Below are 12,527 nucleotides of genomic sequence, written 5' to 3'. Positions count from 1 at the left end.
AGGCACAAAACGGAGAGAAACTATGTTTGAACCTATGGAACTAACCAATGACGCGGTGATTAAAGTCATCGGCGTCGGTGGTGGCGGTGGCAATGCCGTCGAACACATGGTGCGCGAGCGCATCGAAGGTGTTGAATTCTTCGCCGTTAATACAGACGCTCAGGCGCTACGTAAGACGGCTGTTGGCCAAACAATCCAAATTGGTAGCGGTATTACCAAAGGTTTGGGTGCTGGCGCAAACCCAGAAGTGGGTCGCAATTCAGCCGAAGAAGACCGTGAAGCTCTGCGTGCAGCCCTTGAAGGTGCAGACATGGTCTTTATTGCTGCTGGCATGGGCGGTGGTACCGGTACTGGTGCTGCTCCTGTTGTTGCTGAGGTGGCTAAAGATCTGGGTATTCTGACAGTTGCTGTGGTTACCAAGCCTTTCAATTTCGAAGGCAAGAAACGCATGGCATTTGCTGAGCAGGGTATTGCTGAACTGTCCAAGCATGTGGACTCACTGATCACTATCCCGAACGATAAATTATTAAAAGTTCTGGGTCGTGGCATCTCTCTACTGGATGCATTCGGTGCGGCTAACGATGTATTGAAAGGCGCTGTTCAGGGTATCGCTGAACTGATTACCCGCCCAGGCTTGATGAACGTCGACTTTGCTGACGTGCGCACAGTGATGTCCGAAATGGGTTATGCCATGATGGGCTCTGGTGTTGCTTGTGGCGAAGACCGTGCGGAAGAAGCAGCAGAAATGGCTATCTCCAGCCCGTTGCTGGAAGATATCGACTTGTCTGGTGCTCGTGGTGTTCTGGTTAACATCACCGCTGGTTTCGATTTGCGTTTGGATGAATTCGAAACTGTGGGTAACACTATCCGTGCATTTGCGTCTGACAATGCGACCGTTGTTATCGGTACATCATTAGACCCAGAAATGAACGATGAGCTGCGCGTAACTGTTGTTGCGACCGGTATCGGCATGGATAAACGCCCTGAGATAACGCTGGTAACCAACAAGCAAACACAGCCTGTTATGGACCATCGTTACCAGCAGCATGGCATGTCTCCTTTACCTCAGGAAGTTAAACCTGCGGCTAAAGTGGTTAATGACCCAACTGCTCAAACAAATAAAGAGCCCGATTATTTGGATATTCCGGCGTTTTTGCGTAAGCAAGCCGACTAATTATCGAAAATATTGGAATCTCCGCTCTTTGTGCTAAACTGTCCCGCCGATCTTGTTATAAGCTTGGTCGGTAGGATGGATAACATTGCGAGATAAAACGATGATCAAACAAAGGACTTTAAAACGTATTGTTCAGGCGACTGGCGTCGGTTTGCACACCGGTAAGAAAGTCACGCTGACAATGCGACCCGCGCCGGCTAATACCGGGGTCATCTATCGTCGCACTGACTTGAATCCACCGGTTGATTTTCCGGCAGATGCAAAATCCGTGCGTGATACCATGCTCTGTACTTGCTTGGTCAATGAGCATGACGTGCGTATTTCTACTGTTGAGCATCTCAACGCTGCTCTGGCAGGGTTAGGGATTGATAACATTATTATTGAAGTTAACGCTCCCGAAGTACCGATTATGGACGGTAGTGCCAGTCCATTTGTGTACTTGCTGCTGGATGCCGGTATCGAAGAGTTAAACTCTGCGAAGAAATTCCTGCGTCTGAAAGAGACTGTGCGGGTTGAAGACGGTGATAAATGGGCTGAATTGTCTCCATTCAATGGATTCCGTTTGGATTTTACCATTGATTTTAATCACCCGGCGATTGACTCAAGTACTCAGCGTTACCGTTTAGATTTTTCGGCCGACTCATTCGTCCGTCAAATTAGCCGAGCGCGTACTTTTGGTTTCATGCGTGATATCGAATATCTGCAGTCCCGTGGTTTGTGCCTGGGCGGTAGTTTCGATTGTGCCATCGTGGTAGATGATTACCGCGTGTTGAACGAAGATGGCCTGCGCTTCGAAGATGAATTTGTTCGTCACAAAATGCTGGACGCCATCGGCGACCTGTTTATGTGTGGTCACAACATTATTGGCGCATTTACTGCGTACAAATCTGGTCATGCACTCAACAACAAGCTATTGCAGGCTGTTTTAGCTAAACAAGAAGCTTGGGAATATGTGACGTTCCAAGACGAAGCCGAAATGCCATTGGCATTCAAAGCTCCGTCTACGGTATTGGCTTACTAAAAGCTATTATTTATCACTTTTGGTTGCGTTGGCACTCTCTCCGGCCAACGCAGCCAATCGTTCCAATATTGTCCTCAGTTTTTCAGGGCTACGGCTCGCTAATCCTCTTAATTCCTTAGCACTTTCTAAACTTAAATGGCGCAATGGCGGCGATTTCTCAGAATTTTGCGTAGATTTTGCGATATCTTGCGTAATGTTATGGCCCTTCGCCATTAACGATGGATTAATCCTGATGTCGATTGAAGACAATGATGGTAGAATTTGCGCTCGTAGTGCAGAGAGCAACGCGGGTTGTTCATAACGTAAGCGCATTAACCAGCTAGCGCTCGCAGTCTCTAGCACTAAAACACTCTGTCGATAGTTAGCGACGCGACACCATGGCTGCAACTGTGAAGGGAGCAATCCTTTTACCGCACGGTTAAGTTTTAACAGTGCTGTAGCGCGTTGCTGTACGTTATGCAGTGGTCCGTTTTCTGCTGCAATAGCATCATCGAACAGAACATCTAATAATTGTGGGCGGCTTTCACGCATTGACAAGGCTCCGGCGGATTTTAAACTCGTGATCGGTATTCTAAATCGTTGGCGACAATTTGGCAGACGTTATTTCTGGCCGCATCTCCTATTGGGGATGGTCGCGGCGAGTCTTGGCGTGCCATCAAACCTGTCTGGCGTTCCTGATCAAGCCGCGATACCGAATACATCCTCTAGCCAAAGCCGTCAGAATCAAGGCGCGACAAACTTTAACAGTTTGGCATTGTTGCATGATATGCATCGTCGCCCTTCATTCAGCGTAGACTACTGGCAACAGCATGCACTGCGCACGGTTATTCGTCATCTTTCATTTGCTCTGGCACCTCAAGCAGCTTATGCACGAGTACAAGAAGATGTAGAAATCGAACAAGTTCAGTCGTCTCAAATTCAACAGCTTGCCTTGTTGGATACACTGAATGCGCTGCTGACACACGAATTTAAACCGCCCGCGATCATTCGTTATACTGAGCAGGTTAAACGTCCCGTTATTTCGCTACACACACCCGGACTTTGGCTTGCACAAGTGCAAGGCATCCGAGCCGGGCCTGCCAATTTGAGTTAATTGTTTTCTTGGTTCACCCCAATTTTATACAACCTTTGGCCGCCGGTTTGGTGGTTTTGTAAGAGATATTAAGAATCATGCTAATTAAATTATTAACCAAAGTTTTTGGCAGCCGTAACGATCGTACACTGCGCCGTATGCGCAAGGTGGTTGATCTTATCAACCGCATGGAACCTGAAGTCGAAAAACTGACTGATGCAGAATTACGCGCTAAAACGGATGAATTTCGTGAGCGTTTGGCAAAAGGTGCTGTGCTGGAAACCTTGATTCCTGAAGCTTTTGCTGTGGTGCGTGAGGCCAGTAAACGTGTGTTTGGTATGCGTCACTTCGACGTACAGTTGCTTGGTGGTATGGTCCTGAACGAACGCTGCATCGCAGAAATGCGTACAGGTGAAGGTAAAACACTGACAGCAACTCTGCCTGCTTACCTGAATGCGTTGACTGGACGTGGTGTTCACGTGGTTACCGTCAATGACTACTTGGCTCAACGTGACGCCGAAAATAACCGTCCATTATTTGAGTTCTTGGGTTTGAGTGTCGGTATCAACCTGCCAAATATGACGGCACCGGCTAAACGTGCTGCTTATGCTGCGGATATCACCTACGGTACTAACAACGAATACGGTTTTGACTACCTGCGCGACAACATGGCGTTTAGCCCTGAAGAGCGTGTGCAACGTAAACTGCACTATGCGCTGGTGGATGAGGTCGACTCCATCTTGATTGATGAAGCTCGTACCCCGCTAATTATCTCTGGCCCGGCTGAAGATAGTTCAGAGATGTATATCCGTGTTAACAAACTGATTCCAAAACTGATTCGTCAGGAAAAAGAGGATTCAGATACCTTCCAGGGTGAAGGGCACTTCTCGGTAGATGAAAAATCACGTCAGGTTCATTTGACTGAGCGTGGTCTGATTCTGATCGAACAAATGTTAGTGGACGCGGGCATCATGGATGAAGGGGAGTCTCTGTATTCTCCAAGCAACATTATGTTAATGCACCACGTCACTGCGGCGCTACGTGCGCACGTGCTATTTACCCGTGATGTTGACTACATCGTGAAAGACGGTGAGGTCATCATCGTTGATGAGCACACCGGGCGTACCATGCAAGGGCGCCGTTGGTCCGATGGCCTACATCAGGCTGTTGAAGCTAAAGAAGGCGTTGAGATCCAGAACGAAAACCAAACGCTGGCTTCGATTACCTTCCAGAACTACTTCCGACTCTATGAAAAACTGGCCGGTATGACCGGTACAGCGGATACAGAAGCATTTGAATTTAGCTCGATTTATAAGCTGGATACTATTGTTGTCCCCACCAACCGCCCAATGATCCGTAAGGATTTGGCTGATTTGGTCTATATGACTGAACAGGAAAAAATTGGTGCCATTATCGAAGATATCCGTGAGCGTACGGCAAACGGCCAACCCGTATTGGTGGGGACAATCTCGATTGAAAAATCCGAAGTCGTCTCTGCGGAGCTAACCAAAGCCGGTATTGAACATAAAGTTCTGAATGCCAAATTCCACGCCATGGAAGCGGAAATCGTTTCTCAAGCCGGTCAGCCTGGGGCGGTGACTATCGCCACCAACATGGCAGGGCGCGGTACCGACATCGTGTTGGGGGGGAGCTGGCAGAGTGAGATTGCACTGCTGGAAGACCCAACTGAAGATCAAATTGCCGCCATTAAAGCGGCATGGCAGGTTCGTCATGATGCAGTGTTGGCATCCGGTGGTTTGCATATCATTGGTACTGAACGTCATGAATCGCGTCGTATTGATAACCAGTTACGTGGTCGTGCGGGCCGTCAGGGGGATGCGGGTTCTTCACGCTTCTACCTATCAATGGAAGATGCTTTGATGCGTATTTTTGCCTCTGACCGTGTGTCTGGCATGATGCGTAAATTGGGTATGAAGCCGGGTGAAGCGATCGAACACCCATGGGTTACCAAAGCTATCGCTAATGCGCAGCGTAAAGTTGAAAGCCGTAACTTTGATATCCGTAAGCAATTACTCGAATATGATGATGTGGCTAACGACCAGCGTCGGGCTATCTACAGCCAGCGTAATGAACTGCTGGACGTGTCTGATGTTAGCGAAACTATCAACAGCATTCGTGAGGATGTCTTCAAAACGGTTATCGACAGCTATATCCCAACCCAGTCTCTGGAAGAAATGTGGGATGTTGAAGGTCTGGAACAACGTCTGAAAAATGATTTTGATCTCGATATGCCGATTGCTCAATGGCTTGAGGACGAGCCACAGTTGCATGAAGAAACATTGCGTGAGCGCATTCTGCAACAGGCTATCGAGGTTTATCAGCGTAAAGAAGAAGTTGTGGGCATTGAAATGATGCGCAACTTCGAAAAAGGCGTGATGCTGCAAACGCTGGATTCCTTGTGGAAAGAGCATTTGGCTGCAATGGACTACCTGCGTCAGGGCATTCATTTACGTGGTTATGCGCAAAAAGATCCTAAGCAAGAATATAAGCGTGAGTCTTTTGCTATGTTTGCTGCCATGCTGGAGTCGCTGAAATATGAAGTGATCAGCGTTCTGAGCAAAGTACAGGTGCGGATGCCGGAAGAGGTTGAAGCCTTGGAAGTCCAGCGCCGTGAAGAAGCTGAACGTTTGGCTAAACAGCAGCAATTAAGCCATCAATCAGATAACAGTGCACTGATGTCACAGGAAGAAGTCAGCGTCGCTGCTAGTCTTGAACGCAAAGTGGGACGTAATGATCCGTGCCCGTGTGGTTCAGGCAAAAAATACAAACAGTGCCATGGCCGGTTGCAGTAATATTTTAGGCTAAGATTGATACTGTTAATGAGGGCGGCGTAAAAACCGCCCTTTATTTTGACTTTTTTTTGTCGTTTTATCCTAGGACAAGCAAGCAGGGATATTCAAAGCCGCAGGAATGCCCTGATCAGGAGAAAGAGAATTGAAACACTTACATATCGCCGTGGGGATTATTCGTAACTCGCAGCAAGAAATTTTTATCACTCAGCGTGCTGCCGATTCCCATATGGCCGGCTTTTGGGAATTCCCCGGAGGCAAGATTGAGCAGGGCGAAACCCCCGAGCTTGCTCTAAGGCGTGAACTGCTGGAGGAAACTGGAATTGAAGTACAAAAGGCGACGTTACTGAAGGTACTTGAACATACTTTTACCGATCGTATCGTGACACTAAGTTTCTATCTAGTTGAGGTTTGGGAGGGAGAACCTTTTGGGCGCGAAGGGCAGCCTATGCGTTGGGTGAAACAATCTGAATTATTGGCGCAAGAATTCCCGCCAGCCAATGCAGCAATCATTGAACTGCTGACGGCATAACGCCGTGGATATGATAGATTTTGATTGATAGTGCGAGAATGGAGCAACATGCCATTTGCTCCACCCTTATGAGACGATAATTGGCTGTTAACGCTGTCAGTGTTTGAGAGGGTCTTCTTCGCTCCACTCATCACTATCAGATTGTTCGCCATGGCTAGGTATGCGTTTTTCTTCATCAGCCCACTCACCTAAATCAATAAGCTGGCAACGCTTGCAACAGAAAGGGCGATAAGGGCTTTGTTCGCCCCAAACAACGACCTTTCCACATGTTGGGCAGTTAACCTCTATTTCTTCGGTTTCCATGTTTTCTCCTAAAATCTATCAACACCTTCTACCCTGCATTTTGCAATTCTTCGGGTATAGCTGAGTGCACACTCAGCAGCAGGCCAATTCAAACGATAAACGAGCTGGCACGGTACCATTTTCACTGTCGAGTGGTAAGAAGCGAATGGCATATCGTGTTTTATGACCGGAAATCTGCGGATACAGTTGAATGTCCAGTGGCAAACGTAATCTGAGTAAATCCGCCCCTTCAGCATTATCTTGGAAGAAACCATTTAAGCTAATTTGTGCTCGCAGTGGGCCTGACTGCCGAATCAAATCTAAAATGATGGTCAGCGATTGATTCAGTGGCGCTAGACTTTCCAGCAATTTGGCGATGTGTTGATTACGCTGTTCTTGTGGTTGATGTAGCCAAGTATGCAACGTGGGTAAATCAAAACTACAGCAACCACCAGGGATACTTAGGCGCTGGCGAACAACACTGATTAAACGATCTTCTTTTAGTGATTGCCCGATACGGGGTGCTGACATCAATACTGAAGCCCGACTTTTTAGCTGGCCCCGCAGTGATTCTACTCGTGAGACATCGACGCCGGGCATCTCGGCCCATTGCTGTAATTTTTGTTGCTGGCGTTCAAGCTCTTTAAGTAAATCAGTTCGAACTTCACCGCGCTCTAGGACATCAATTAAATCAGATGCGGTTCGGAAAAATGTTAATGCACTGGCAATATTATCTAACGCACGTTGGCTTTCTAATTGTTGTAGTAAAAACTCCATTCTCAGCCAGGTACGCATTTTTTCATTGAGCGGATGTTCAAAAAGTATTGTTGAGGTGAGGTCACTCATCGATGTAGATCCTGTTGGGCCGCAACTGCCAATTTTAAATACTGCTGGTGTAATGAAGCAACTTGCGGGGCGATAACTAATGGATCGCCACTGTTGTCAATAATGTCATCAGCACAGGCCAGCCGCTGTTGTCGCGAAGCCTGTGAGGCTAAAATATGTTCTGCCTGTTGGCGAGTAATACCATCTCTCGCCATCGTTCTAGCGAGTTGTATTTCAGGTGCTACATCTACCACTAACACACGATTGGCACGGTTGTGTAAACCATTTTCGACCAGCAGGGGAACAACCCAAAGTACATATGGCTTATCAATGCTGGCAAGTTGGCGCTGGGTTTCATGCTGAATCAGTGGATGCAACAAGGAATTTAACCATGCTTTTTCTTTCGGCTCACTGAAAATTTTTTCGCGCAATGCCGCTCGGTTCAATGTGCCATCTGCTTGCAAGATAGTTTCACCATAGCGAGACGCTATAGTACCTAATGCCGGCATTCCCGGTTCAACTACCTGACGGGCAATAATATCAGCATCAACCAGGGGCACACCGAGATTGGCGAATGCGTCTGCGACTGTGCTTTTACCGCTGCCAATACCACCGGTGAGGGCCACAATATAGGTCATTGCCTCGCCTTGCATACTGTTAGTGAGTGGCCGGATTGTATCTGAAAGCAGCGGGGAAGGCATAGCATGGGATGCATTCTGTTTGAACTGAGTAGAAAAATAGATGGCGTGAGCATACAGATAAAAGAGCTGCCGCTACTCTTCAGGTAATTTGTGGGATTGTAGCGTAAATAAAGGTGCATTCGCAGTCTTGCCGTAGAAATATTCATGCGTATGATAGCTTCACTGGGATGGCGTGATTTACGCCCGATCACATTTTGCGATCTATCGCCACTAACCAGGAAATAATCAGCCATGCGTATTGAAGAAGGTTTGAAGTTAGGCTTTAAAGATGTGTTAATCCGTCCTAAACGTTCAACGCTGAAAAGCCGCTCTGAAGTAGAACTGGAACGCCAGTTTACCTTCAAACATTCAGGTTGGAATTGGTCTGGTGTACCTATCATCGCCGCTAATATGGATACTGTTGGCACCTTCCGCATGGCAGAAGTTCTGGCATCATTTGACGTACTCACTGCGGTCCATAAACATTATAGCGTTGAGCAATGGGGTGAGTTTGTAAAACGAGTTCCTGAATCAGTATTGCGGCATGTTATGGTCTCAACCGGGACTTCTTCTGCTGATTTCGACAAAATGAAACAAATTCTGGCGTTATCACCTGCATTGAAATTTATCTGTATTGATGTCGCTAATGGCTATTCTGAGCATTTTGTCTCTTTCCTGCAAAAAGCACGTGAAGCTTGCCCGGATAAAGTTATCTGTGCAGGTAATGTGGTGACTGGTGAGATGGTAGAAGAACTGATTCTCTCTGGTGCCGATATTGTTAAAGTGGGTATTGGCCCCGGTTCCGTTTGTACTACACGTGTTAAGACTGGTGTTGGCTATCCACAGTTATCAGCAGTGATTGAATGTGCTGATGCTGCTCATGGCTTAGGTGGGCAGATTGTCAGCGATGGCGGCTGTTCAGTGCCTGGGGATGTAGCTAAAGCCTTTGGTGGCGGAGCTGACTTCGTGATGTTAGGCGGCATGCTTGCCGGGCATGACGAATGCGAAGGCCGAGTTGTTGAAGAGAATGGCGAGAAGTTTATGCTGTTCTACGGTATGAGTTCTGAATCTGCGATGAAACGCCATGTAGGTGGTGTTGCCGAGTACCGCGCCGCAGAAGGCAAAACAGTTAAATTGCCATTGCGTGGTTCAGTCGATAATACGGTACGTGACATCATGGGCGGCTTGCGTTCAGCTTGTACCTACGTAGGTGCTTCTCATTTAAAAGAATTGACTAAGCGCACTACATTTATCCGTGTAGCAGAGCAAGAAAACCGCGTATTCGGCAGTAATTAATCTCAGATTTTTGATGATATTTATGTGTTGAGATAGAAGGGCGTACTTATTGACGCCCTCTTTCTAAAAATACCTCAAGCTTTTTCACCGAATAATGCCCTCTCTGGCAATCTCATTTATCCAATAACATCACCTAACTGAAATATAGGTAAATACATCGCAATCACTAGAGTCCCAACAATGCTGCCAATAACCAGCATTAAAAGTGGCTCTAACATTTGGGTGAGATTATCGGCCAAATCTTGTGTTTGCTGCTGATGCCAATTCGCCAATTTTTCTAATAGTACGTCCAATGCACCTGACTCCTCACCTACACGCACCATTTGTTGGCATAGCGGCGGGAAGAGAGGCTGTTGGGCTAGAGCTTTATATAACGGCAGCCCTTGATTGATCTGAGCTTGGATATGCTTGAGTGCTTGCTGATAACTGCAGTTATGGATGGACATGAGTGCGGCATCTAACCCCGCGGTTAGGGGGATCCCTGCATATTGAGTCATTGCCAGTGTTTGAAAAATTTGGCTCAAACTGCTGCCACGAATTAACGCTGATATGAATGGGAGGCGCAATAGTAGCCTTTGTTCTCGCTGCTTCCAGTGAACTTGATGCCGCCGTATATACAGATATCCAATACACAGTGATGTTACTAATAAGACGATGAATGGCCCATAAGCAGTAAGAAATGCTGATGTCGCAAGTAATGTGGCTGTCAGTGCTGGCAACTCTGTATCGAATGATTGGTAGATTTGTGCAAATTCAGGTAACACCATGACCAGCATAATCATGCTCACAACTAATGCAATAACGCAGACAAATACTGGATATTTGAGTGCCTTAACCACTTTATTTTGTAGTTTTTGCTGCCGTTCTTGATGCTGTACCAACTGGAGGCAACACTGTTCAAGGTTACCAGTCAATTCTCCCATCGCAATCACTGGGGGATAGAGCCGGGGAAAAGTATGAGGGTAGCGCGCCATCACTTCTGATAATGATTGCCCTTGTGAAACCTGAAGACTTATTTCCTGCAATAAACACTGCCACGGGAGATCATCCATTTCTTTTGCCAGCATTCGCAAGCTGTTAACTAAAGGTAGCCCAGCTTGCAGTAAGGTGGCTAATTGGCGAGTAACAGTAATTAGACGCTCCCCTCGCCAATAACGAGCTGATAACTGTTTACCACTTTTAACGCCAAGGGGATGTAATCCCTGACGGAATATATGCTCATAGACAATATTTCGCTCTGTTGCCAATAGTGCACCGGTTTGAAGTTGTCCCTCTGTATTCGTTGCTTTCCAATAGAATAAGCGCTGATGATTCACGGTATTGCCTCAATATTAGTTAGTTGCCCCACGACACGTTTAATCTCACTCAGGCTAGTCACACCACTTTCGACCAATGCCAAGCCAGCAGAAAGCAGTGTCACTTGCTCTTGTTCCAGCGCAATTCGAGTGAGTTCTGGCGGGCTGGCATTATTGAGCAAAGCTTGTTTAATCGGGGGCGTCACATCTAATATTTCGTAAATTCCCGTCCGGCCATAATAGCCTGCACTGCAATGTTCACAGCCGACAGCAAGATAATGCTGTATTGGCTTTATCTGTACATCGGAAGGGGGATGAAAAAGGGAGATAGATGGCTTTCGGCAATGTAAACACAAGCGGCGCACTAAGCGTTGGGCAATGACTAATATCAGGCTGGAGGCGATTAAGTGACGTTCTATACCCATTTGTGTCAGGCGTATTAGTGTCTCAGCCGTTGAGTTGGTATGTAACGTTGAAAGCACCAAATGCCCAGTGAGTGCTGCTTTAACTGCAATTTCTGCCGTCTCATTGTCTCGAATCTCACCTAGCATAATGACATCAGGATCCTGACGTAACATCGCGCGTAATACACCAGAGAAATCTAGCCCTATCTTCTTGTTAGTTTGAGTTTGATTTATGCCATCCACTTGGATTTCTATAGGATCTTCAACACTACAAATGTTTAGCTGCGATTGGTTTAGTTGCTCCATGCTGCAATAAAGGGTGACTGTCTTGCCGCTGCCTGTTGGCCCTGTGACCAGTATTAAGCCTTGTGGAGCCGCTAGTGCTCGCGTTAACTGTTGGTGAGCGATTGGGACTAGCCCTAATTTCTCCAATGTTGGTTGCTGTTGTGCATTAAGTATTCGCAACACCACTTTTTCACCATATTGCACAGGAAGAGTAGCGATTCTCATGGAGTAGCGGATACCGTCTAACAGCAAAGTGAGTTGACCATCTTGTGATAAGCGTTTTTCAGCAATATTCAATTTAGACATGACCTTCAGGCAGCTACTGATTCGACTTGCTAAATCAGCGGGCGGTGAGGGGGATTCATGTAATACGCCGTCGATTCTTAATCGAATGCGGTAGTGATGCTGATAAGGCTCGAAATGGATATCCGATGCACGTTTTGCAATGGCTAACCTGAGTGTTTGGGTTATAAATTGAATAACAGGAATATCGCTTTGATTATCTAGCAATGTCTCATCAGAATCCTGTTGCGGTTGGTTTGATAAAGTAGCCCCAAGTCGTTCTTCCCGCTTCGTGAGTGTACTAGGAGATATTTCTTTGGATTTCCCCTCCTCGAATGGGGCCAAATTTAATGATTGCTCAATCTTGGCTTCTGGCCAATATTCCACTCTGACTTTGCGGCCACAAGTAAAACGTAGTGCTGTTAATAACTCATGATTCACTGGGGTTGATGACGCTATGAATAGATTCTGACTGTCTAGTTTTAGTGCTATTGCCCTGTGACGGTGGCAAAGTGCGTGTAAATCATCACTGATTATTTGAGGTGGGTATTTCATGAGTTCAGTCATTG

General features: G+C 46.8%; 12 protein-coding genes. 6 read left to right on the top strand and 6 right to left on the bottom strand.

What is annotated here, in order from left to right:
- Positions 1-22 precede the first annotated feature (22 nt).
- Both ftsZ and lpxC read left to right on the top strand, forming a co-directional pair.
- On the top strand, positions 23-1,174 hold the full coding sequence (gene ftsZ / locus ACIOG0_RS18070; protein ID WP_025379504.1) for a cell division protein FtsZ: 1,152 nt from the start codon (positions 23-25) through the stop codon (positions 1,172-1,174).
- A gap of 100 nt (positions 1,175-1,274) precedes the next feature.
- Entirely contained in the window at positions 1,275-2,195 is a 921-nt protein-coding gene (gene lpxC, locus ACIOG0_RS18065) for a UDP-3-O-acyl-N-acetylglucosamine deacetylase (protein WP_050100472.1), read from the top strand.
- Positions 2,196-2,201: 6 nt separating this feature from the next.
- Here the strand turns inward: lpxC and ACIOG0_RS18060 are convergent, their stop codons facing one another.
- The gene (locus ACIOG0_RS18060) at positions 2,202-2,726 is read right to left on the bottom strand and encodes a DUF721 domain-containing protein (RefSeq protein WP_050100471.1); all 525 of its coding nucleotides are present in this window, start codon (positions 2,724-2,726) and stop codon (positions 2,202-2,204) included.
- A gap of 28 nt (positions 2,727-2,754) precedes the next feature.
- Here ACIOG0_RS18060 and secM point away from each other — a divergent pair, with 28 nt between their 5' ends.
- The 3 genes from secM (at position 2,755) to mutT (ending at position 6,609) form a co-directional block, all read left to right on the top strand.
- A complete protein-coding gene (secM, locus tag ACIOG0_RS18055) occupies positions 2,755-3,288 on the top strand; it encodes a secA translation cis-regulator SecM (RefSeq protein WP_050100469.1) in 534 nt (177 codons plus the stop codon).
- A gap of 77 nt (positions 3,289-3,365) precedes the next feature.
- A complete protein-coding gene (gene secA, locus ACIOG0_RS18050) occupies positions 3,366-6,080 on the top strand; it encodes a preprotein translocase subunit SecA (RefSeq protein ID WP_050140447.1) in 2,715 nt (904 codons plus the stop codon).
- Positions 6,081-6,222: 142 nt separating this feature from the next.
- Positions 6,223-6,609, top strand: coding sequence for an 8-oxo-dGTP diphosphatase MutT (mutT, locus tag ACIOG0_RS18045; protein ID WP_050100466.1), 387 nt, complete (start codon positions 6,223-6,225; stop codon positions 6,607-6,609).
- A 96-nt stretch (positions 6,610-6,705) separates the two neighbouring features.
- On the opposite strand, the gene yacG is transcribed toward mutT, so the two are convergent.
- The 3 genes from yacG to coaE form a co-directional block, all read right to left on the bottom strand.
- Positions 6,706-6,912 carry a DNA gyrase inhibitor YacG gene (gene yacG / locus ACIOG0_RS18040; RefSeq protein WP_050100465.1) on the bottom strand — a complete coding sequence of 69 codons (207 nt, stop codon included), beginning with the start codon at positions 6,910-6,912 and terminating at the stop codon, positions 6,706-6,708.
- Between the two features lie 72 nt (positions 6,913-6,984).
- Entirely contained in the window at positions 6,985-7,737 is a 753-nt protein-coding gene (gene zapD, locus ACIOG0_RS18035; protein WP_050100463.1) for a cell division protein ZapD, read from the bottom strand.
- A complete protein-coding gene (coaE, locus tag ACIOG0_RS18030; protein ID WP_050100462.1) occupies positions 7,734-8,354 on the bottom strand; it encodes a dephospho-CoA kinase in 621 nt (206 codons plus the stop codon). The genes zapD and coaE overlap by 4 nt, the downstream gene beginning before the upstream one ends.
- 294 nt (positions 8,355-8,648) lie before the next feature.
- Here coaE and ACIOG0_RS18025 point away from each other — a divergent pair, with 294 nt between their 5' ends.
- Positions 8,649-9,692: a GMP reductase gene (locus ACIOG0_RS18025; protein ID WP_004706206.1), complete on the top strand. Its 1,044-nt coding sequence runs from the start codon at positions 8,649-8,651 to the stop codon at positions 9,690-9,692.
- A gap of 116 nt (positions 9,693-9,808) precedes the next feature.
- Here ACIOG0_RS18025 and hofC read toward each other — a convergent pair whose 3' ends face one another.
- The gene (gene hofC / locus ACIOG0_RS18020; protein ID WP_050100461.1) at positions 9,809-11,008 is read right to left on the bottom strand and encodes a protein transport protein HofC; all 1,200 of its coding nucleotides are present in this window, start codon (positions 11,006-11,008) and stop codon (positions 9,809-9,811) included.
- Positions 11,005-12,525 carry a type II secretion system protein GspE gene (gene gspE, locus ACIOG0_RS18015; protein WP_164908345.1) on the bottom strand — a complete coding sequence of 507 codons (1,521 nt, stop codon included), beginning with the start codon at positions 12,523-12,525 and terminating at the stop codon, positions 11,005-11,007. Before gspE ends, hofC begins: the two co-directional genes overlap by 4 nt.
- Between the last annotated feature and the right edge of the window lie 2 nt (positions 12,526-12,527).

Source organism: Yersinia vastinensis (assembly GCF_044905075.1).
Lineage (GTDB): Bacteria > Pseudomonadota > Gammaproteobacteria > Enterobacterales > Enterobacteriaceae > Yersinia > Yersinia vastinensis.
This window is presented reverse-complemented; position numbering and strand designations above follow the sequence as displayed.